The organism is Mesorhizobium sp. B2-6-1, assembly GCF_006440475.1.
Classification (GTDB): domain Bacteria; phylum Pseudomonadota; class Alphaproteobacteria; order Rhizobiales; family Rhizobiaceae; genus Mesorhizobium.
In genome coordinates, this window is the sequence record NZ_VFUH01000004.1 from 365,032 (window position 1) to 386,732 (window position 21,701).

A 21,701-nucleotide genomic window follows, 5' to 3' on the forward strand; every position below is an offset into this window, starting at 1 on the left:
GTCGGAATCAACTATGCGCCTTATGCGCGACCGTAGAGCGGCACCAGCGTGCCGCTCATCGCCTGGTTGGCGGGCGAGGCAAGGTAGGCGATGGCCTCGGCCGCCGCTTCAAGGCTGACCCATTTGCTGAAATCGGCATCCGGCATGTCGGCACGGTTGGCCGGCGTGTCGAGCGTCGAGGGGGCCACCGCATTGACCAGGATGCCCTGGTGCTTCAGCTCTTCCGCCATCGCCACCGTCATCGCCGCGACCGCTGCTTTGGAGGCGGCATAGGCGACCATGCCCGAGCCGCGGCGCGGATCGAGCCCGGCGCGTGCCGTGACATTGACGACGCGGCCGGCGGTGCCCGCCGCCAGCATCGAGCGCACCGCCGCACGGCTGCACAGGAACGCGGTGCGGGCATTGGTATCCATCATCTCGGCAAAGGAGGCGGATTCGATCTTCTCCACAGGCGCCTTGGCAAAGCCGCCGGCCAGATGGATCGATCCCCACAGGGCGGGAACCTGGGCATAGAAGGCTTCGACCTTGGCGGAGTCCGACAGGTCGACATTGTGTGCCAGCCTGACGTTCTCGTGGGTGGTGAAAGGGAAATGCGAAGGTGCCGCGGCATGGGCGTTCGGCACATGGCAGACCGCGCCCTCGCCCAGCAGCTTGCCGACGACCGCGCCGCCGAGCGCACCGGTCCCACCGGTCACAACGATGTGCCTGCCCCGAAGTGTTTCCGTCATCCTGGACCGCTCCTGTCTTTTTTTGATTATGTCGCTTGTTTCGCCGCGCCGACGCGAAGCGTCGCGCCTTTCGTGCGATCACTCAATTGATATCTCGACATGGCAGCCGTCGCGTCTTTGCATGTGTCGGGCAGCGGCGATTGTTGCCGCGCAAAAGCCAAGCCGGCGAATGACCACGATGCAAGTAGGAAAATCGACGCCGGCGTGAAGCTTCACTCGACCGTGATTTCGATGACGCGCGGCAACCCCGTTGCCCGGGCGCGCTTCAGCGCGAGTGGTAAGGCGCCGGTATCGGCGATCCGTTCGGCGCCGATGCCATAGGCCTCGGCCAGTTTGCAGAAATCCGGCGGTGCCGGGGACACGCCGACGGGTTCCACGCCGACGTCGAGCATCGAAGTCTCGATCTCGCGATAGCCCCTGTTATTCCAGACGACGAAGATAACGGGTGCCGCGGCATCAAGCGCCGCGCCAAGCTCGGGTAAGGTGAACTGGAAGCCACCGTCGCCGGTGAGGCAGACGATCGGCGCGTCTGGCATGGCGAGCGCCGCGCCCACCGCCGCCGGCGGGCCGTAGCCCAGCGCGCCGAAGCCGGTGACGGCGTTGAACCAGCCGCCCGGCCGGTCGTGATCGTAATAGAGGTTGGCGGCGTAGACGGGCTGGGTGGAGTCGCCGACGATGATCGCGCCCGGCAGGGCGTCGCGGATGGCTTCCACCGCGTGGACCTGCGCCGCATGGACGGGGGTCAGTTCGGCGCGAGCCGCCTTTCGCGCCGCCGCGGCGCGGTTCTTCCCGTCCTGCCTGCCCGCGTCGACCGAGCCGAGCGCGGCAAGCAAGGCTTCGATCGCCTCGGCGCAGTCGGCCTGGATGGCCACCGTCGCCGGACGGCGCGCCAGCTGATCGGCGCCGATGTCGATGCGGATCAGATTGGCCGGCAGGACAAATCCGCCATCGCCATAGCCGTCATAATCGGTCGGGCCGAACTCGGTGCCGGCGGCAATGACCAGATCGGCCTCGCCCATCAGCGCGCGGATGGCTTTCAGGCTGGGACTGGCCGGTACGCAGAGCGGATGGCGGTGGAGCAGGCCGCGCGCATTGGTCGTCTCGACGACCGGCGCGCCCAGCCTTTCGGCCAGGCGCCGCAGCGCATCCTCGGCGCGCTTGGCGCCGCCGCCGGCCAGGATGAGCGGGTGCCGAGCCGCCGCACAAAGGCTGGCCGCCGCGGCGATGGCCGTCGCCCCGGCAGCCGGTGGCGCGGCATTGCTCAGCACCGCCGCGATCCCATCGGCAGGCTTGACCATGACGTCGGTCGGAATCTCGATATGCACCGGGCCCGGCCGCGACGAGGAAAACAGCGCGAAGGCACGGGCGAGCGCGCCGGGCAGTTCGCCGGCCTCGGTGATGCGTTGCGAAAACAGCGCCACCTTTTCCATCATGCCGCGCTGGTCCGGCAGCTCGTGCAGGAAGCCCAGGCCCTTGCCAAGCGTCGGCGTGGCGTTGACGCCCGAGATTACCAGCATCGGCACCGAATCGGCGCGCGCCTGTGCCATGGCGGTGATGGTGTTGGTCAGACCCGGGCCGGTGATGACGAAGGCGACGCCCGGCCGGCCGCCGGCGCGCGCATAGCCGTCGGCCATGAAGCCCGCGCCCTGCTCGTGGCGCGGCGTGACATGGCGGATCCTCGAACGCGCCAACCCGCGATAAAGCTCGACCGTGTGGACGCCGGGAATACCGAACACGGTGTCGACGCCATGCGCCTCGAGCAGTGAAATCAACGCTTCGCCAATGGTGGTCATTAGTGTTCTCCCCTTTCCGGCTCGAGGCCGAGCTCGGCTTCGACAGCCTTGATCCCAATCGCCGCCAATTCGCCGGGCGAGAACATCTCGCCGGCCAGGCAGCCTTCGATCCAGAGTCCGTCGATGATCGCGTTGATCGCGATGGCATGGTGGCGCAACTGGCTTGCGTCCGGCTTGCACTGTTCGGCGGCGAGCACTTCGGCCACAACCGCCTCCACCTCGTTGCGAAAGCCGAGATAGCCTTCGCGGTGGGCACGGGCCAGGGTCGGATCCGCACCGGCGCGGCCGATGAAGGTTGCCCAGAGCGAAAAAACCCGCGCGTCGATGATCGGCGCGTTGAGGTTGGCGGTGACGAAAGCCGCAAGGCGTTGCCGCGGCGAGGCATCTTCCATGACCAATGCTGCTTTCGCCTGCTCGGTCATGCGGCCGACCAGTGCCGTATAGGCCTCCTGCAGCAATTCTTCCTTGCCGGGGAAATAGTGCCGGATCAGCCCGGCGGTAACGCCGGCCCGCAATGCGATGGTGCGCAAGGTGGCGCCCTGCAGCCCATGTTCGGCCACGCTGTCCAGAGTCGCCTCGATCAGATCCTGCCGCCGCCGCTCCTCGCCCTCGCGACGGAACTTGCGGCGGGATGGCGCATTCATTGGCGCAGGATCGGCCGCGTCAGGCATGTCGGCCCACCTTCGCAGGCGATGCAGAGCGCATCCGCCTCGAAGACTTCAACCATGCAGCCGACGGCCTCCATCGCGGCCTTGGTCTTGGGAAAGCCTGCAACGGCAATGACATTGAGCGGGCTGGTCGGCAGTACGTTAAGGCTGAGGCCGTTGGAAGCAGCGAACTCCTCGGCATCGCCTTCGACCAGCCGGATGCCGCGTGCCTTCAGCATTTGATAGAACGGGGCCGGCAAAAGCGGCGAATAAACCAGCGCGAGGTCGTCCGCCAACGGGCTGATCACCGACATCAGATGCAGGCACGCCTCTTCGCCCTGCCACAGCGGCAGATCAAAGCCGTAGACGGAAACGCCCAGCGGCGTCAGCAGGTTGGAAACCTGCTGGATGCCTTCCTGGTTGGAGCGGACACCGCGCCCGATCGCCAGCGTGCGGGCGTCTACCCAGACACAATCACCGCCTTCGACCTGACCGGGAGCCTCGACGCGGCCGAGGATCGGAATGCCCAGCCTTGTGTAGGTTTCCTCATGCAGCGAGGGCTCCCTGGCGCGTAGTGGCTTACCCATGGACAGGATCAGCGCGCCGCGACCGGTCATCAGCGATGGGTCGTGCGTGAACACCGAATCCGAAAGTCCGTCGGCCTTGTCTTCGATCCATTCGATTTCAGCGCCGGAAGCCGCTACCAACTCAGCAAGGGCCGCGTGCTGCGAGGCAGCTTTCGCCGGATTGAACCCCGGGCCATAGTGCCAGGCAGATCTGTCGGCGTCGCGCATGGCGTTGGCCGCCGACCGCATCAGCACGCGCCGCAGCGTCGCCGCCATGGACTGTGATCCGAAAGCGCTCATCGGTGCCCTTTTTAGCTGAAAAAAATCGAGAAAATTTCATGAAAGGCTATTTATACACTTGCACAACAAGGCCGCAAGTGCCGTAATGAGCGGGATTGACGGGCTCGCGCAGTTGGGTCCATGCTGAAGTCTGGAGCGGGGCAGTACAGCGTATGTTGATTAGCCGGGTAGACGTTCGACGAGCTGCCATCGACTACACGGAGGTCACCTGTTGAGCACGGCGGGAGTTGCCGCAGCCCCATCCGGTGAGGCGCAAAATGGCGCCGCCGAAGCCATCCACGTCGAGAACCTGCACAAGAAATTCGGTGAGCTGCACGTGCTGAAGGGCGTCTCGCTGTCGGCGCGCGACGGCGAGGTCATCGCCATCATCGGCGGTTCGGGCTCAGGCAAATCGACGCTGTTGCGCTGCATCAACTGCCTGGAGAATCCGACCAGCGGCATCATTCGCGTCAATGGCGAGGAGATCAAGCTGAAGGCGGACAGCCACGGCCATACCGTGCCGGCCGACCGCAGGCAGATCGAACGCATCCGCTCCAAGCTCGGCATGGTGTTCCAGAATTTCAATCTGTGGAGCCACATGACGCTGATCGAGAACGTCATCGAGGTTCCCGTGCATGTGCTGGGCGTCAAGCGCGACGCGGCGATCGCCCAGGCCGAAAAACTGCTCGTCCGCGTCGGCCTCGCCGAAAAGCGGGATGTCTATCCGGCCTACCTGTCGGGCGGCCAGCAGCAGCGCGCCGCGATCGCTCGCGCATTGGCGATCAATCCGCGCGTCATGCTGTTCGACGAACCGACCTCGGCGCTCGACCCCGAACTGGTCGGCGAGGTGCTTAGAGTGATCGGCGATCTGGCGCGCGAAGGCCGCACCATGGTGCTGGTCACCCACGAGATGAAGTTCGCGCGCGAGGTCGCGACGCATGTCGTCTATCTCTACAATGGACTGGTCGAGGAGGAAGGCCCGCCGGAGCAGATCTTCGGCGCGCCCAGATCCGAAAGGCTCAAGCAATTCATTCGCAACATCGGCTAGCAAACCGAGGGCGGAAGAAAACCGGGAACCAACAACAAACTGGGAGTCGTGAAATGAAGACTGTTCTGAAGACGTTCGCCGCAGCGCTGCTGCTCGGCGTCGCCGCCATGGGCGTAGCCAAGGCCGATCCGGTCAAGATCGGCATCGCCGCCGAGCCGTATCCGCCGTTCACCTCGCCGGATGCTTCGGGCAAATGGGTCGGCTGGGAGATCGAGTTCATCGACGCCGTCTGCGCCGAGGAGAAGCTCGACTGCGTCATCACGCCCGTCGCCTGGGACGGCATCATCCCGGCGCTGACCACCAAGAAGATCGACCTTATCGTCTCTTCGATGTCGATCACCGACGAACGCAAGAAGACGATCGACTTCTCGGATAAGTACTACAACACGCCGACGGCGATCATCGGACCGAAGGACCAGAAATTCGGCTCCGCGCCGGACGATCTCAAGGGCAAGATCCTGGGCGTCCAGGTATCGACCGTGCATGCCGTCTACGCCAAGAAGCATTTCGGCGCCACGGCATCCGAGATCAAGGAGTACCAGACGCAGGACGAGGCCAACAACGACCTTGCCGCCGGGCGCCTCGATGCGGTCCAGGCCGATTCCATCGCGCTTGGCGAGTTCCTCAAGACCGACCAGGGCAAAGCCTGCTGCGACCTGAAGGGCATGGTGGCTCCGGACGACGAAGTGCTCGGACCGGGCGTTGGCGCCGGCGTGCGCAAGGAAGACACCGAGCTGAAGGAAAAGATCAACGCCGGCATCAAGGCGATCCGCGCCAATGGCAAGTATGACGAGATCTCGAAGAAATACTTCGATTTCGACATATATGGTGGCAGCGGCGCGCAGTCGAACTGACGTGGCGATGCCATGCAGCCGGACTGACGCGGCGGTGCCACGCAGTCGGACTGACGACCATCGCATGGGCTGGAAGACAAGGCACTGACGCCAAGTCCTCCAACCCGACCTTTCCCACGCACCCTTGCCGCCGGCGGCTTGCGCCGGCGGATTGAGCCAGCAATCCGGGGGCGAAGCTGATCGATTCATTTCTTCCGGCCTCTGCGGCCGGCATCATCGAACTCCTGTCGCCCGCGCCCGTCGGCTGGGGCGGGACGCTCATGCTTGGGCTGCTGCATTCGCTTGAGATCGCCGTCGGCGCCACGATCGTCGGACTGTTGATCGGAACCGGCGGTGCCTATGGCAAGCTTTATGGCGGCCCCGTGGTGCGCGACCTGCTGGCGGTCTACACGACCATCGTGCGCGCGGTACCGGAACTGGTGCTGATCCTGCTCCTCTACTACGCCGGTACCGACCTGATAAACCAGATGCTGACCGCCATGGGCTATCAGCGCGTCGACATCAGCGGGCTGGTGGCCGGCATCGCGGTGCTCGGTTTCGTCCAGGGTGCCTACTCGACCGAGGTCATACGCGGCGCCATTCTTGCCGTCCCGCAAGGCCAGATCGAAGCTGCCCGCGCTTACGGCATGTCTCCCGGCCTTCTCTTGCGGCGCATCACGTTGCCGGCAATGCTGCCCTTCGCCATTCCAGGTCTCGCCAATCTGTGGCTGATCGCCACCAAGGATACGGCGCTGCTGGCCGTGGTCGGCTTCTTCGAATTGACGTTGGCGACGCGGCAGGCGGCGGGCGTCACCAAGGCCTATCTGATATTCTATCTCGCGGCCGGCATGCTCTATCTGGCCGTGACGCTGTTTTCGAACCTCATTCTTGGTCGCGTCGAGAAATGGGCGCGGCGCGGCATGCCTTCGATCAAGGAAGCACACTGATGGCGAGGGAAGCGGCCATCATCAACAGCGCGGCTCGCGCCTCGCTCTGGCTGCAACCGCATCGCATCGTCCTGATCCTGATTGCGCTCGGGCTGGTGCTGTCCGCGGCGTTCTTCATGCGCTGGGACTGGCTGCCGCAATATTACGGCCTGGCCCTGCTCGGCATCTGGCGCGCGTTGTGGATCCTGGCCGTCACCTGTCTGTTGGGCTTCCTGATCGCCGTGCCGGTCGGATTGGCACAGGCTGGCGGCCCGATCTGGTTCGCGGCGCCGGCGAAGGTCTTCTGCACCGTCATCAGGGGAACGCCGCTGCTGTTGCAGCTGTGGCTGCTCTATTACGGGCTGGGTTCGTTGTTTCCGCAATATCCGTGGATCCGCGAATCCTGGATGTGGCCCTATCTCAGGCAGGCATGGCCTTACGCCGTCCTGGCGCTGACGCTCTCGTTCGCGGGTTACGAGGGCGAAGTGATGCGCGGCGCCTTTGCCGGCGTGCCGAAGGGGCAGCTCGAAGCCGCACGTGCGTTCGGCATGAGCCGCTGGAAGATCTTCCGGCGTATCTGGCTGCCGCAGGCCTTCTACCGGGCGCTGCCGACGCTGACGGGGGAAACCGTGCTGCAGCTGAAATCGACGCCGCTGGTGGCTACCATCAGCGTCATCGACATCTTCGCCGTTTCGTCGAAGGTCAGACAGGACACTTACCTCACCTATGAGCCCTTGCTGCTGCTTGCCTTGATCTATATGGCGATCACCGGCATTCTGGTCTTCGCCTTCGGCAGGATCGAGGCGCGGATTCCGAACAAGATCGGCTAGGGACCTAGTGAGTAGGGATTGGTGAGTAGGAAGTGGCTAGCCGCCACCACCCATTGCTGACTACTCACTACTCACCACTCACTAAAGGCAGTCGCCATGCAACTCAGTCTCGAACAGGCAACCGGGCTGTGCCGCATGGCGGCGCTGGGTGCGGGCGCCAACGAGGAAGCGGCGCAATCGCTCACCGCCTCGATCATATCGGCCGAGGCAGAAGGACTCTCGACCGTCGGATTGTCGCATTTCATCGACTATCTCGAAGCGCTGGAGGCCGGCCGCATCGACGGCAATGCCGAGCCGGTGATCACCCGGCCGGCGCTCGCAGTCTATCTTTCCGATGCGCAAGGCGGGCTGGCGCATACCGGCTTCGACCGCACGCTCGACGATCTCGCCAAGGCGGCAAGACTGTTCGGCGTCGCCATCTTTTCGCAGAAGAATGCCTATACATGCGGCGCCCTCGGCTACTTTACCGGAAGGCTGGCAGCGCAGGGGCTGGTCTCCTTCGCTGCCACCAACGGTCCCGCCGTGCTTGCCGGTTCGGGCTCGGTCAAGCCGGTCTATTGCACCAACCCGATGTCCTTCGCCGCACCCGCCGCCGACGGTCCGCCGCTGGTCATCGACCAGTCGTCGAGCGCCACCGCCTTCGTCAATATCCGCAAGGCGGCCGAGGACGGCAAGAAGATCCCCGAAGGCTGGGCGCTCGATGCCAGCGGCAATCCCACTACAGATCCGGCCGCAGCCATGAAGGGGGCCATGCTCGCCTTCGGTGGCCAGCGCGGCGCCAACATCGCGCTGATGGTCGAGGTGCTGGCGGCGGGTCTGTCGGGGGCAAACTGGTCGCTCGATGCGCCCTGGTTCACCGGCGGCCCGGACAATCCCGGCACCGGCCTGTTCGTGCTGGCCGTCGAGCCCAAGCTGCTCGATCCGGATTTCGAGCAGCGGATGAAGGATCAGCTCGACCGGCTGCGCCGGCGCTACGGCGTGCACATACCGGGCCGCTCCCGGGCCGAGGCGGCGGAGAAGGCCGCGGCACGGGGCATCAAGGTCTCCAAGGCCGTGGTGCAGCGCATTTCCGAATTCGCCGAGCGCTATTCGGCCTGAAATAAATTCTTCTTTTCAGCTCATCAGCTGCCGGCGCCTGCCCGCGGCATGGCCATGCGTGTTTTTTTCGCGCGCGGTCTGAACCTTTTCGAGCGTCGGGGCGACCAATGCCTGTCCAGGGCAGGATGAGCTTGCCCGATTCAGACCGGGGGAACAGCAAGTCACATCGAAACCTGCTCCACGCCAAGGCATGCCCTTCGCGTCCCGGAAAGCCCAACCTCAATGAAAGGATACCACCATGACCAGCACCAAGACAACCATTCTGACCGCAGTCCTTCTCCTCGGCTCGTTCATGGGCGCGACCCAAGCGGCCAACCTGAAGGCCGCGCCGGTCAAGCCGTCCAGTCCAGGCGTCATTGCCGCGCCGGGCGGCGGCGCTACCGAGGACCACTATTGCAAGAACGGTCACGCGAAATTCGCCAGTTGCAGCGCCGATTTCATCGCGGCCTGCAAGAAGGTCGGTGGCACCATGTCGGATGTCCAGGGCTGGGGTGGGCGTACTTGCTTCACGCCCTCCTGATACCGTCTCAGGTCAGGCCGCTCCGTCGGCCCCTGGCTTCGCATGGATGTCATCCGGAAAACCCCGCCTCGGCGGGGTTTTCTGCGTCAGGCAAGGCGTTCTGAAGCGCATTTGTCCTGATGCAATTCCCAAGCTGTTTTTCCTGGGAAAGCCGCTTCACAGCGACGACGCGTCACCCTTTGCGTTTGACGCGAAACGGATTATGAAACGGCTTCAGCCAAGCTTTCGAGCGCCGGAGCCAGCCATGACCGAAATCCTGCAGACCCCCAAGCTCGTCGTCATTTTCGGCGGGTCGGGCTTTGTCGGCCGCCACGTGGTGCGGGCCTTGGCCAAGCGCGGCTATCGCATCAGGGTCGCCTGCCGCCGGCCCGATCTCGCCGGCCATTTGCAGCCGCTCGGCAATGTCGGCCAGATCCAGCCCGTGCAGGCCAATGTGCGCGTGCGCTGGTCGGTCGATCGCGCCGTGCAGGGCGCCGATCATGTCGTCAACCTGGTTGCCGTGCTGCATGAGAGCGGGCGGCAGAAATTCACGGCCGTGCACGAATTCGGCGCTCGCGCCGTGGCCGAAGCGGCACGCGCAGCGGGCGCCGGCCTGACCCATATTTCGGCCCTGGGCGCCGACCTGGAAGCCGCATCCAACTATGCACGCACCAAGGCGCTTGGTGAAAAGGCCGTTCTGGAGACGATCAAGGACGCCGTGATCCTGCGGCCGTCGATCAATTTCGGACCGGAAGATAGTTTCTTCAACCGCTTCGCCAACATGGCGCGTTATTCGCCGGCACTGCCGCTGATCGGCGGCGGCCACACCAAGTTCCAGCTGGTCTATGTCGGCGACGTCGCCGAAGCGGTGGCGCGCTCGGTCGATGGCAAGGTCAAGGGCGGTCAGATCTACGAGCTTGGCGGCCCGCAGGTGCTTACTTTCAAGGAAAGCATGCAGGAAATGCTCGCGGTGATCGAGCGCAAGCGCCTACTGGTTCCGGTGCCGTGGTGGGTGGCGAACCTGCAGGCGTCGATCCTGGGCCTCTTGCCCAACCCGCTGCTGACCAAGGACCAGGTGCTGCAATTGCGCGAGCATAATGTCGTGTCGGAGGAGGCCGCCAAAGCCAACCGCACGCTCGCCGGCCTCGGCATCCAGCCGCATGCGCTCGGGACGATCCTGCCAAGCTATCTCTGGCGTTTTCGCGCGGCCGGCCAGTTCCAGCGCAAAACCGGCGGTCTGAACATAGGCCGACGGCGGGCGATTACAGGCGCGAAGTGATCCGCATGGGCAGCCCGCCTTGCGGCTGGGTGGTCAGCTTCTGGACTGGCCACGGCCTGGTTTGCGCGATGGAATCGAAGCGGAAACGCGACAGCAGGACGGCGAGCGCGATGATCGCTTCCTGCATGGCGAAGCTGGCGCCGATGCAGACGCGCGGCCCGGCGCCGAACGGCAGATACTGAAAGCGGTCGATCTTTTCGCGGTTGCCCGGATGGAACCGCTCCGGCATGAACGCGTCCGGCCTGTCCCACAGCTTCCTGTGACGGTGGACGACCCAAGGCATGACCAGCACGGCCGCGCGCCCCGGGATGTGGAGATCCCTCCAGTTCTCCGGCTCGATCGGCTCGCGGTTGATCGACGGCGCCGGCGGATAGAGCCTGAGCGCCTCGTCGAAGGCGGCGCGGGTGAGCGGCATGGCGTCCAGCCATCTGGTCGGATCGGGCTCGCGCGCCAGCACGGCATCGATCTCGCGCTCGATCTTTTCCCGCTCCCATGGCGCCTCGGCCAGGCAATAGAGCGTCCAGCCCAAGGCTCGCGCCGTGGTCTCATGGCCGGCACCGATGAAGGTGATGATGTTGTCCTCGACTTCCGAGCGTGTCAGCCCGTCCGGCCCCTCGGCCTTGAGCAGGAGGGTCAGGAAATCCTGCGGCACGGCATCGGCATCGCGCCTGAGTCTCTGTTCGCGTATCTTGACCGTATTGCTGACGATCTTGCGGAAATAGGCCATGGTCTTGCGGCCGCGGATGCGGGTAAGCCGCGGCAGCCATTCGGGCGCGCGCAGCAGGTCTAGCGGATCGACGCGGCCCATGGTCTCGAACAGCCGGTCGATCTCCTTGGCGAAACTGCCCGGCTCCCCCGCGATTTCCCCGGAGAACAGCGTCTCGGCCAGGATGTCGTAGGTCAGCAGCGTCATGTCGTGGGCAATGTCGGAGATGCCGCCATCCTCGTAGCGGGAGGCGAATTCAAGCGTGCGCTTGAGCATCGGTCCCGCGAAACCAAAGATGTGACGCGGCGTGAACACCGGCGCCATCGCCTTGCGCGAACGCTTCCAGACCTCGCCTTCGGCCGTCAGCAAGCCGTCGCGCAGGATCGGCCGCAGGATGAGCTGGCGCACCGTCGCCATCTTGTAGTTCCTGGCATTGTCGACCAGGACATGGCGAATGAGCCCCGGGTCATTGGCGATGACCAGCGGTCCACCGACGCCGTTCACCGAGATCCAGGGCTCGTTGTAGGTCGGCTCTCCCCACAGCTCGAGCGGGTTGCGGTAGACGATGCGCATCATCTCCAGCGTCGAGGGCGGCGATGTGCGCGGCCTCGGCGCCGGCGGAACGAAGGGGGCGGGCTGAGTGTCCATGGCTGCTCCGCTGGCAAGCGCGTCGCGCTAGTCCTTGCCTCCGTTCGATGTAGTGACTGACGCACGGCGCGTCCATGTGGCCTGACGATAAAAGCCCGTGCCCCGACGGGACGGAGCGATGCTCCCATCATCCGATTGTGACCGCTCGCCAAACGGCGCGGTCTTGTCCATGACGGCGCTCTGCCGTAGGTCACGGTCACCAACAGATACCGTCAATCGAAGGAGCCCGCCTTGAAGCACCAGTTGAACATCATCATCGGCAGCACCCGGCCGGGCCGGGCCGGGCCGGTTTTCGCTCACTGGCTGGAGCGGTTCGCGCGCGAGCACGGCAAGTTCGAACCGGTGCTGACCGACATCGCCGCCTTCGATCTGCCGGTGCTGGACGAGCCGCACCATCCCAGGCTCGGCAACTCCCTGAACGATCATACCAAGGCCTGGTCGAAGGCCGTCGATGCCGCCGACGCTTTCGTCTTCGTGGCACCGGAATATAATTACTTCGTCGCACCGGCCATCGTGAACGCGATCGACTATCTCTCGCGCGAATGGAAATACAAGCCCGCCGCCATCTTCAGCTATGGCGGCGTTTCCGGTGGCCTGCGCGCGGCACAGGCGCTCAAGCCGCTGCTGACCTCCGTCGGCGTCATGCCGGTTCCGGAAGGCATCGCGCTGCCGCTGTATCAGAAGCTGCTGGGAACCGATGGCTCCTTCGAAGCCAGCGAGCAGGTGCAGGGCGGGGCAAGAACCATGCTGGAGGAACTGCTGCGCTGGAGCGAGGCGCTGAAGCCGATGCGCGCCGGCTGATGCAAGCCGGCTCGCACGCGCCGTAAACAGCCGGAATGTCGGCAAACGACCGAACCGTGGGCGGTTCGGCCTGCGTTTGCCATGCGCTTTGCTGCCGGTGCTTTTTGATCGCGCTCATCGCGGCGGCGGAAGGCACTTGCGCAAGCTCTGGCGGCTGGCGACCCTGCCAATGCCGAGCGGGCAGAAGGGGCAGCCGGCGCCAAGATAGAAGTTCACGATCAAAATTCCTGCGCGACCGGCTGGCTAAGGACAAAGCCTCTCGCCAATAGCTGGCCAACGGTGCGCTTTTCCGCCCGGAAATGCCTGCAAACCTTGGAAAAACCACCTTTAACGCCTATATCTAGGCCATATTGAAAGCGCGATTCGGGGGCGATTTTTCGCGCTCCACCAGCCGCCTCTAGACAACAGGTTTTCATGAGCGACCAGACTGAGAACGCCAACGGCGCCGAAGCCGAATACGGCGCAGATTCCATCAAGGTTTTGAAGGGCTTGGATGCCGTCCGCAAACGGCCCGGCATGTATATCGGCGACACCGATGACGGTTCGGGCCTGCATCACATGGTCTATGAGGTCGTCGACAACGCCATCGACGAGGCACTGGCCGGTCATGCCGATCTCGTCACGGTGACGCTCAATCCCGACGGTTCGGTCACCGTCATCGACAATGGGCGCGGCATTCCCACCGATATCCATCCCAGCGAAGGCATTTCGGCAGCCGAAGTGATCATGACGCAGCTGCATGCCGGCGGCAAGTTCGACCAGAACTCCTACAAAGTGTCCGGCGGCCTGCACGGCGTCGGCGTCTCTGTGGTCAACGCCCTGTCGGCCTGGCTGAGGCTCAAGATCCGCCGCAATGGCAAGATCTTCGAGATGAGCTTCACACACGGCAATGCCGACGCGCCGCTGAGCGTCACCGGCAGCTACGAACAGGACAAGCAGCCCGGCACCTATGAAGGCCGCAGCGGCAGCGAGATCACCTTCTTTCCGTCGTCCGAGACCTTCACGATGGTCGAATTCGATTTCGGCACGCTGGAGCATAGGCTGCGCGAGCTTGCGTTCCTGAATTCGGGCGTGCGCATCGTGCTGACCGACGCCCGCCACGCCGACGTCGTGCGGCATGAGCTGCACTATGATGGCGGCCTGGAGGAATTCGTCAAATATCTCGACCGGGTCAAGAAACCGCTGATCGACAAACCAATCGCCATCAGGGCCGAGCGCGACGGCATCACCGTCGAAGTGGCCATGTGGTGGAACGACAGCTACCACGAGAATGTGCTGGCCTTCACCAACAACATCCCGCAGCGCGACGGCGGCACCCATCTCGCCGGTTTTCGCGGCGCCCTGACGCGTCAGATCACCGGATATGGCGATTCCTCGGGCCTGACCAAGAAGGAAAAGGTCTCGCTGATCGGCGACGATTGCCGCGAGGGGCTGACGGCAGTGCTGTCGGTCAAGGTTCCCGACCCGAAATTCTCCTCGCAGACCAAGGACAAGCTGGTCTCCTCGGAAGTCCGGCCCGTGGTCGAAGGGCTGGTCAACGAGGCGCTCGGCACCTGGCTCGAAGAACATCCGAGCGAAGGCAAGGTCGTGGTCGAGAAGGTGATCCAGGCCGCGGCGGCGCGCGAGGCCGCGCGCAAGGCGCGCGACATCACCCGCAAGACCTCGCTGGGCGTCACCTCGCTGCCCGGCAAGCTTGCCGACTGTCAGGAACGCGATCCGGCGAAGTCCGAGATCTTCATCGTCGAGGGCGACTCGGCCGGCGGCTCCGCCAAGGGCGGCCGCTCGCGCCAGAACCAGGCCATCCTGCCGCTGCGCGGCAAGATCCTCAATGTCGAGCGCGCCCGCTTCGACCGCATGCTCAGTTCCGACATGATCGGCACGCTGATCACCGCGCTCGGCACGTCGATCGGCAAGGACGAATTCAACGCCGACAAGCTGCGCTACCACAAGATCATCCTGATGACCGACGCCGATGTCGACGGCGCGCATATCAGGACGTTGCTGCTCACCTTCTTCTTCCGGCAAATGCCGGAATTGATCGAACGCGGCCATCTCTATATCGCCCAGCCGCCGCTTTATAAGGTGACGCGCGGCAAGAGCTCGCAATACATCAAGAACGAAAGCGCGTTCGAGGAATTCCTGATCGGCTCGGGACTGGAAGAAGCCTCGCTCACGCTCGGCTCCGGCGAGGTTCGCGCCGGACAGGACCTGCGGGCGGCGATCGACGATGCGCTCGCGGTGCGCCAGCTGATCAACGGCCTGCACACGCGCTACAACAGAGGCGTCGTGGAGCAGGCGGCGATCGCCGGCGGGCTCAATGCCGACGTCGTCGCCGATCTTGGCCGCGCCAATGCGATGGCGGAGCGGATCGCGCAACGTCTCGACATCATTGCCGAGGACACCGAGCGCGGCTGGACCGGCCGGATGTCGACTTCGAATGAGGGTATCGGCGGTTATGTGTTCGAACGCACGGTGCGCAGCGTCAAGGAATACGCCCATCTCGATATGGCGTTGATCAATTCAGCCGATGCGCGACAGCTCGACCGCTACGCGCAGCGGCTCAGCGACGTCTATGGAGCGCCGCCCGTGCTGCGCCGCAAGGATGTCTCGGAACCCATCTCGGGACCGTTGGCACTGCTCAACGCGGTGTTCGCGACCGGCCGCAAGGGCCTGACCATGCAGCGCTACAAGGGCCTGGGCGAGATGAACGCCGAGCAGCTTTGGGAAACCACGCTCGATCCGAACGTGCGTTCGCTGCTGCAGGTCAAGGTAAACGACGCCACCGACGCCGACAGCCTGTTCTCGCGGCTGATGGGCGACGAGGTCGAGCCGCGGCGCGAGTTCATCCAGGACAACGCGCTGTCGGTGGCCAATCTGGACATTTAATCCGGAGTCATCCCGGGACCATTGGCGCGCGTCGGTCGCGCCAGTGTTTCCGTTGCGAGATTCATTCGAACCGCCGGAACGGAAGCTTCTTTCCAGCATTGTGACAGTATCGATCACAATTCCTGGCGAAGGAGGCTCCCATGGGACGCGGCATCTTGCTCTGGTTACTCGGGGTTCCAATCCCGATCATCCTTCTCATCATGCTTTTCGCGCGATAGGGGGCTGTCATGCAGTCCACCCTGTCGATCACGGATGATCCCGGCGCGGTGGAATCGTCCGCCACCGCTATCAGCTGGGGTCCGATCATCGCCGGTGCCTTCGCCGCCTCGACATTGACCTTCATCCTGATGCTGCTCGGCTCCGGCCTGGGGTTGAGCATGGTCTCGCCATGGTCGGGCTCAAGCGCCTCTATCACCAGCTTCGCGGTTTCGACCGCGGTCTGGCTGATCGTCGTGCAATGGCTGTCATCCGGCCTCGGTGGCTATCTTGCCGGCCGGCTGCGCACCAAATGGGTGGGCGTGCATACCGACGAGGTTTATTTCCGGGATACGGCTCATGGCTTCCTGGCATGGGCGCTGGCGACGCTGCTGGTCGTCGGCGTACTCGGCTCGGCGCTGTCGGCGGCTGTGGGTTCCGGCGTCCAGGCTGTATCCAGCGTGGCCGCCGGCGCCGCCCAGGGCGCTTCGGCCGGTGCATCGGCCAATGCAGGCGGGGCATCGACGGACAATGCCACATCCTATCTGGTGGACTCGTTGTTCAGGCCGGCGGACGCGGCGAGACTGGCGGCAGCCAATCCGCAAAACGACGCGGCGGCGGCGGCGCAGGCATCGCGCATCCTGGTCGCCAGCGCTGCGGCTGGCGAGGTTTCGCCCGAGGACAAGACATACCTGTCGCAGCTGGTCGCGGCACGCACCGGCCTGTCGGAAGCAGACGCCAAGACGCGTGTCGATACGCTGCTGGCAAAGGCGCAGGACGCCAAGGCCAAGGCCCAGCAGGCGGCCGATACCGCCAGGAAGGCGAGCGCCACATTTGCGCTCCTCGGCGCCCTGTCGCTGGTCATCGGCGCCTTCATCGCCAGCGCCGCGGCCGCCCTCGGCGGCAGGCAGCGCGACGACGAGGAGGCTGTGTTCCTGACCAGCCGTTGAACATCGTCTGAAATCCGCATGAAGAAGCCCGGCGAGCCGGGCTTCTTCATGCGGACGATGTGACCGGGTCAGTGATCCATGGCCTTGACGATTTCCTCGGTCATCTTCTTGGCGTCGCCGAGCAGCATCATGGTGCCGTCCTTGTAGAACAGCGTGTTGTCGATGCCGGCATAGCCGGAGCCGAGCGAGCGTTTGACGAACAGGCAGGTGCGCGCCTTGTCGACGTCGAGGATCGGCATACCGTAAATAGGTGAGGACTTGTCATCCCGCGCGGACGGGTTGGTGACGTCGTTGGCGCCGATGACATAGGCGACGTCGGCCTGCGCGAATTCGGAATTGATGTCCTCGAGCTCGAACACTTCGTCGTAAGGCACGTTGGCTTCGGCCAAGAGCACGTTCATGTGGCCCGGCATGCGGCCGGCCACGGGGTGGATGGCGTATTTGACGTCGACGCCATTGGCCTTGAGCTTGTCGGCCATCTCGCGCAGCGCATGCTGCGCCTGCGCGACCGCCATGCCGTAGCCCGGCACGATGATGACCTTCTGTGCGTTCATCATCAGATAGGCGGCATCGTCGGCCGAGCCCTGCTTGACCGTGCGCTCGATCCCATCATCAGCGCCCGCGGCTGCGGTCTCACCACCGAAGCCGCCGAGGATGACGGAGATGAAGGAGCGGTTCATGCCCTTGCACATGATGTAGGACAGGATGGCACCCGACGAGCCGACCAGGGCGCCGGTGATGATCAGCGCCAGATTGCCGAGCGTGAAGCCCAGAGCCGCGGCCGCCCAGCCGGAATAGGAATTCAGCATCGACACCACGACCGGCATGTCGGCGCCGCCGATGGGGATGATGAGCAGCACGCCCAGCACCAGCGATGCGGCAACGATGAGCCAGAAGACGAGCTTCGATTCGGTGGTGACCAAAAGCACGATCAGCACGACCAAGGCGATGCCAAGCGCGATGTTGATGAAATGGCGGCCGCCGATCATTATCGGCTTGCCGGACATGCGCCCGTCAAGCTTGAGGAAGGCGATGACCGAGCCGGTGAAGGTGATGGCGCCGATGGCCACACCCAGGCTCATTTCGACCAGCGCCTGGGCGTGGATGTCGCCCGCCGTGCCGATGCCGAAGCTTTCCGGCGCATAGATGGCGGCCGCCGCCACCATCACGGCGGCAAGGCCGACGAGCGAGTGGAAGGCGGCGACCAGTTGCGGCATCGAGGTCATGGCGATGCGCCTGGCCGTGACGGCGCCGACGCCGCCGCCGATGGCAAGGCCGAGCACGATCAGGCCGAAGCGTCCGGCCGATGGCGTGGCCAGCGCCAGCGTGGTGGCGATGGCGATGCCCATGCCGATCATGCCGTAGAGATTGCCCTGCCGGCTGGTGGTCGGGTGCGACAGGCCGCGCAGCGCCAGGATGAACAGGATGCCGGAGACCAGATAGAGGAAGGAGGCGAGATTGACGGTCACGTCACTTGTCCTTCTTCTTGTACATTGCCAGCATGCGCTGGGTGACGAGGAAGCCGCCGAAGATGTTGACCGACACCAGCATCAGCGCGACGAAGCCGAAGCCCGCGGCGACGCCGGAGGCGGCGATGCCGACGGCAAGCAGCGCGCCGACGACGATGACCGAGGAGATGGCGTTGGTGACGGCCATCAGCGGCGTGTGCAGCGCAGGCGTCACCGACCAGACGACGTAATAGCCGACGAAGATCGCCAGCACGAAGATGGCCAGGCGGAAGACGAAGGGATCGATGGCGCCGCCCGACAGCGCCTGCGCGGCGTCGCCGGCCGCCTCGGCGCCTCCGGGAGCATTTGCCAGGTTCTGCACCGCCAGCCGGACGGCGGCACTTGCCTGGTCGAGCTGGTCGAGGGCTTTCTGCAAGGTCTGATCCATCACGCGGTCCCTTTCGGCTTGGGCGAGGGCGACTTTGGCGAGGGCGACTTTGGCAGCGAGGGCTTGGATGCGGCGGCTTGCTTGGGCGCGGCTTTCCTAGGCGCGGCTTTCTTGGGCGCCGAAGCATCGGCGACCATTGTGCTGGCCGGTATCGCGGGGGGCTCGATATATTGGCCCTTTGGCGGCTGCTGGTCGGCCTTGGCGAAGGCCGGATGGACGATCTTGCCGCCGTCGGTCAGCATGGTCGCCTTGACCAGGTCGTCATCGCGGTTGATGGCAAGCGTCTTCGTCGCCTTGTCGACCAGGGTCTCGAGGAAAGCAAAAAGGTTCCTGGCGTAGAGCAGCGAAGCGGAGGCCGCGACGCGGCCCGGCACGTTGAGATGGCCGACGATCTTGACGCCGTTGGCCGTCGTCACGACCTTGCCAGGCACAGCGCCCTCGACATTGCCGCCGCGCTCCACAGCAAGATCGACGATCACCGAACCAGGCTTCATCGAGGCGACCATGTCAGCCGACACCAGCCTCGGCGCCGGGCGGCCGGGGATCAGCGCCGTGGTGATGACGATGTCCTGCTTGGCGATGTGCTCGGCGGTCAGCGCCGCCTGCTTGGCCTGGTATTCCCTGGACATCTCCTTGGCGTAGCCGCCGGCGGTCTCGGCCGCCTTGAACTCTTCGTCCTCGACGGCGAGGAACTTTGCGCCAAGCGAGGCGACCTGTTCCTTGGCGGCGGGGCGCACATCGGTCGCGGTGACGACCGCGCCGAGCCGGCGCGCTGTGGCGATCGCCTGCAGGCCGGCGACGCCGACGCCCATGATGAACACCTTGGCGGCAGGAACAGTGCCGGCCGCCGTCATCATCATCGGCAGCGCCCGGTCATATTCGGCAGCGCCGTCGATGACCGCCTGGTAGCCGGCAAGGTTAGCCTGCGAGGACAAGACGTCCATCGACTGGGCGCGCGTGATGCGCGGCATGAATTCCATCGCAAAGGCGGTCACCCCGGCCTTGGCCAGTGCCGCGACGGCGGCATCGTTGCCATACGGATCCATGATGGCGATGACCGCAGCGCCTGACTTGTAGCTTTTCAGCTCCGCATCGGTCGGCCGGCGCACCTTCAGCACCACGTCGGCCTTGGCCACATCGCCGGCCTCGCCGATCGAAGCGCCCGCCTTGGCGAACTCCTCATCGGGAATGCGCGATCGCGTGCCGGCACCGGCCTCCACAACCACTTCAAGACCCAGGCCGGCCAGCCGTTTCACCGTATCGGGCGAAGCCGCGACGCGCGGCTCGTTCGCATCGAGCTCACGAGGGATGAAAACCGTCTGTCCCACCGCATGATCCTTTCGGCTGGAACCTGTTTGCGCAAAGTGTCGGCCGGGGCGTCCGGCGACGTCAAAGGCAATGGGGTTTTGGAAAGACTATCGCAGAATGAAGGCGCCGACGGCCATGATCAGGACGAACAGGATAGTCGCCGAGAAGAAGCCGCCCGCGAAGAAACCGAAAGCCATCGCCAGAAGTATGGCGCCGCAGAAGAGTGATCCGTATTTGGCCAGCATGAGGAAGCCCGCATAGGTGCGGTCGTGCTCGGCATAGTCCATCTTCGCGCCCAGTTCGACAGGACCGGTCGGCGTGTGCTCAGCCATAGGAATACCCCTTCGAAGACATCTTTCAGGCACATAGCGAAAAGCCGCGCCGAGAGCAATGGCGCTATTGCCGCATCGCAGCCGACAACTGCCTCAAGGGAAATTTGAAGCAAAGCGCCCCTGCGTTCGGCAGAATCGCCGAACCGCTCCGGCTGCTTGTTTTCGCGCAATCCCGGACGAAGCCGGCTGGCGCGTCAACCGCGCTGTCCGTCTTTAGCCGGCGAGGTGCGGAAACAATCCAAGCAGGCCGGCTATGATCAGGTAGAGCGCGACGATGTAGTTCAGCAGCCGTGGCATGACCAGAATCAGCACCCCGGCGATCAGCGAGATAAGCGGCGTGAGCGCGAGCTGGGAAATATGCATGTCGGGGTCCTTTTGGCAGATACGTCGAAATGAAGACGCGGAGCGTCAACGCGCCGCCGTCATCAAAACGCGGATCTGGCCGGAAAGCTCCGGAGCTTTGCAAAATCAGGGGCCTCAGGCGGCCTCACGATAATATTTCGCCGTCGGCACGATAGACAAGGGCGTCAGCCGATTGATGGCCGGATTGGCGAACATCAACCGCTGTTCCATGGGCGTCGACCTGAAGAATGGGAAACGTTCGAGCGTCAGGCGCATATTTTCGCCGGCGGGGATTTCGAACAGGGCGATCCGGGTAAGAACGCCCGGAAACTCCTTAGCCTCGGTCCTCTGCACGGCATTGAAGTAACGAGAATAAAAATTGGAATGCTCGACCTTGACCGGCGTCAGCACAGAGTTCTGGCCAAAATAGAGCGAGGCCACCATGGCAAGCCTGAGTGTCAGAAACGGCAGCACTCCGGGTGCCGGCGCGGCATCAGGATCGGTTGCGAAGCGGGTTCCGTCGATGAAGGTTTCTCCGCGGGCAAGCCGCTCGATCAGTATTTCCGGATAGGCATCAACGGAGGGCGAATTCGGGTGCTCGATGGAAATGTAATGGAAGCGGATTGTGCTCACCAATTCGCCGTAGCAATAGACACCGAATCGGTAGGAATTGGGTAGATTGTCCCAGCGATCCTCGAACATGCCGCTGGCGAGCGGGCCGCACATGCCGGAGCGCAGATAGGACTTATAGCGAAGCCGGTAAATCGCTTCCAAATCCTCGCCCCCGGTAATGAGGCGATAATCGACATGCTCAAGCAGTTGCATCATCGATCGATTCAGCACCGAATCCCCGGCTGTGCTTACCCCGCCAGACGCATTCCTTGTAGCTGTTGCAGCATCCATCGTCTGTCCTCGAATTCGACCTACGATAGGCTATTCGAGTTGAAATGAGACACAAGCCGAAATTTAGATCTTGTTGATTTACATTCCGTTAACCTTAATGGCCGGGAGCCGCTTGAGAATATCTTACTGAGCAATCGTCCGAGCGATTGCCACTGAGAGGATGTGGATCATGCCTCCGATACATCTGCGTAGTGAGGAAGACCTTTCA

Annotated in this window: 21 protein-coding genes; 10 read left to right on the top strand and 11 right to left on the bottom strand. The window is 64.1% G+C overall.

The window, feature by feature from the left end:
• Positions 1-20: 20 nt before the first annotated feature.
• The 4 genes from FJ443_RS12105 to FJ443_RS12120 all read right to left on the bottom strand — a co-directional run bounded on the left by FJ443_RS12105 (position 21) and on the right by FJ443_RS12120 (position 4,034).
• On the bottom strand, positions 21-728 hold the full coding sequence (locus FJ443_RS12105; RefSeq protein WP_140664184.1) for an SDR family NAD(P)-dependent oxidoreductase: 708 nt from the start codon (positions 726-728) through the stop codon (positions 21-23).
• Positions 729-940: 212 nt separating this feature from the next.
• Positions 941-2,521 carry a 5-guanidino-2-oxopentanoate decarboxylase gene (locus FJ443_RS12110; RefSeq protein ID WP_140664187.1) on the bottom strand — a complete coding sequence of 527 codons (1,581 nt, stop codon included), beginning with the start codon at positions 2,519-2,521 and terminating at the stop codon, positions 941-943.
• Positions 2,521-3,192, bottom strand: a complete 672-nt coding sequence (locus tag FJ443_RS12115) for a TetR family transcriptional regulator C-terminal domain-containing protein (RefSeq protein ID WP_140497252.1) — start codon at positions 3,190-3,192, stop codon at positions 2,521-2,523. The genes FJ443_RS12110 and FJ443_RS12115 overlap by 1 nt, the downstream gene beginning before the upstream one ends.
• Positions 3,162-4,034, bottom strand: coding sequence for a dimethylarginine dimethylaminohydrolase family protein (locus FJ443_RS12120; protein WP_140556909.1), 873 nt, complete (start codon positions 4,032-4,034; stop codon positions 3,162-3,164). The genes FJ443_RS12115 and FJ443_RS12120 overlap by 31 nt, the downstream gene beginning before the upstream one ends.
• A 211-nt stretch (positions 4,035-4,245) precedes the next feature.
• Between FJ443_RS12120 and FJ443_RS12125 the strand changes: the two genes are divergently transcribed.
• From FJ443_RS12125 to FJ443_RS12155, 7 genes are all read left to right on the top strand, one after another.
• Positions 4,246-5,061, top strand: a complete 816-nt coding sequence (locus tag FJ443_RS12125; RefSeq protein ID WP_140497256.1) for an ABC transporter ATP-binding protein — start codon at positions 4,246-4,248, stop codon at positions 5,059-5,061.
• A 53-nt stretch (positions 5,062-5,114) separates the two neighbouring features.
• Positions 5,115-5,915 (top strand): transporter substrate-binding domain-containing protein, encoded by an 801-nt coding sequence (locus FJ443_RS12130; RefSeq protein ID WP_140512875.1) that lies wholly within the window; start codon positions 5,115-5,117, stop codon positions 5,913-5,915.
• 260 nt (positions 5,916-6,175) lie between these two features.
• Complete coding sequence (locus tag FJ443_RS12135) at positions 6,176-6,841, top strand: ABC transporter permease (RefSeq protein ID WP_140556911.1); 666 nt, start codon at positions 6,176-6,178, stop codon at positions 6,839-6,841.
• Positions 6,841-7,650, top strand: coding sequence for an ABC transporter permease (locus FJ443_RS12140; protein ID WP_140664190.1), 810 nt, complete (start codon positions 6,841-6,843; stop codon positions 7,648-7,650). The genes FJ443_RS12135 and FJ443_RS12140 overlap by 1 nt, the downstream gene beginning before the upstream one ends.
• Before the next feature lie 96 nt (positions 7,651-7,746).
• Positions 7,747-8,748, top strand: coding sequence for an Ldh family oxidoreductase (locus FJ443_RS12145; RefSeq protein ID WP_140564982.1), 1,002 nt, complete (start codon positions 7,747-7,749; stop codon positions 8,746-8,748).
• Positions 8,749-8,986: 238 nt separating this feature from the next.
• Positions 8,987-9,268, top strand: a complete 282-nt coding sequence (locus FJ443_RS12150; RefSeq protein WP_140512869.1) for a hypothetical protein — start codon at positions 8,987-8,989, stop codon at positions 9,266-9,268.
• 244 nt (positions 9,269-9,512) lie between these two features.
• Positions 9,513-10,526 (top strand): complex I NDUFA9 subunit family protein, encoded by a 1,014-nt coding sequence (locus FJ443_RS12155; RefSeq protein WP_140512867.1) that lies wholly within the window; start codon positions 9,513-9,515, stop codon positions 10,524-10,526.
• Here FJ443_RS12155 and FJ443_RS12160 read toward each other — a convergent pair.
• On the bottom strand, positions 10,510-11,880 hold the full coding sequence (locus FJ443_RS12160; protein ID WP_140512865.1) for a cytochrome P450: 1,371 nt from the start codon (positions 11,878-11,880) through the stop codon (positions 10,510-10,512). The genes FJ443_RS12155 and FJ443_RS12160 overlap by 17 nt on opposite strands.
• A 231-nt stretch (positions 11,881-12,111) precedes the next feature.
• Here FJ443_RS12160 and FJ443_RS12165 point away from each other — a divergent pair, with 231 nt between their 5' ends.
• The 3 genes from FJ443_RS12165 to FJ443_RS12175 all read left to right on the top strand — a co-directional run bounded on the left by FJ443_RS12165 (position 12,112) and on the right by FJ443_RS12175 (position 16,712).
• The gene (locus tag FJ443_RS12165) at positions 12,112-12,681 is read left to right on the top strand and encodes an NADPH-dependent FMN reductase (RefSeq protein ID WP_140664193.1); all 570 of its coding nucleotides are present in this window, start codon (positions 12,112-12,114) and stop codon (positions 12,679-12,681) included.
• Between the two features lie 414 nt (positions 12,682-13,095).
• The gene (gyrB, locus tag FJ443_RS12170; RefSeq protein ID WP_140497274.1) at positions 13,096-15,567 is read left to right on the top strand and encodes a DNA topoisomerase (ATP-hydrolyzing) subunit B; all 2,472 of its coding nucleotides are present in this window, start codon (positions 13,096-13,098) and stop codon (positions 15,565-15,567) included.
• A gap of 227 nt (positions 15,568-15,794) precedes the next feature.
• Positions 15,795-16,712, top strand: coding sequence for a hypothetical protein (locus FJ443_RS12175; RefSeq protein WP_140497276.1), 918 nt, complete (start codon positions 15,795-15,797; stop codon positions 16,710-16,712).
• Positions 16,713-16,780: 68 nt separating this feature from the next.
• On the opposite strand, the gene FJ443_RS12180 is transcribed toward FJ443_RS12175, so the two are convergent.
• The 6 genes from FJ443_RS12180 to FJ443_RS12205 all read right to left on the bottom strand — a co-directional run bounded on the left by FJ443_RS12180 (position 16,781) and on the right by FJ443_RS12205 (position 21,493).
• Complete coding sequence (locus FJ443_RS12180) at positions 16,781-18,181, bottom strand: NAD(P)(+) transhydrogenase (Re/Si-specific) subunit beta (protein ID WP_140512860.1); 1,401 nt, start codon at positions 18,179-18,181, stop codon at positions 16,781-16,783.
• 1 nt (position 18,182) lies between these two features.
• Positions 18,183-18,608: an NAD(P) transhydrogenase subunit alpha gene (locus tag FJ443_RS12185; RefSeq protein ID WP_140580588.1), complete on the bottom strand. Its 426-nt coding sequence runs from the start codon at positions 18,606-18,608 to the stop codon at positions 18,183-18,185.
• Positions 18,608-19,936 carry a Re/Si-specific NAD(P)(+) transhydrogenase subunit alpha gene (locus FJ443_RS12190; protein WP_140580589.1) on the bottom strand — a complete coding sequence of 443 codons (1,329 nt, stop codon included), beginning with the start codon at positions 19,934-19,936 and terminating at the stop codon, positions 18,608-18,610. The genes FJ443_RS12185 and FJ443_RS12190 overlap by 1 nt, the downstream gene beginning before the upstream one ends.
• 87 nt (positions 19,937-20,023) lie before the next feature.
• Entirely contained in the window at positions 20,024-20,248 is a 225-nt protein-coding gene (locus FJ443_RS12195; protein ID WP_140501115.1) for an aa3-type cytochrome c oxidase subunit IV, read from the bottom strand.
• Positions 20,249-20,461: 213 nt separating this feature from the next.
• Positions 20,462-20,611 (bottom strand): DUF3096 domain-containing protein, encoded by a 150-nt coding sequence (locus FJ443_RS12200; RefSeq protein ID WP_140501117.1) that lies wholly within the window; start codon positions 20,609-20,611, stop codon positions 20,462-20,464.
• Between the two features lie 114 nt (positions 20,612-20,725).
• Positions 20,726-21,493: a hypothetical protein gene (locus FJ443_RS12205; protein ID WP_140501119.1), complete on the bottom strand. Its 768-nt coding sequence runs from the start codon at positions 21,491-21,493 to the stop codon at positions 20,726-20,728.
• Between the last annotated feature and the right edge of the window lie 208 nt (positions 21,494-21,701).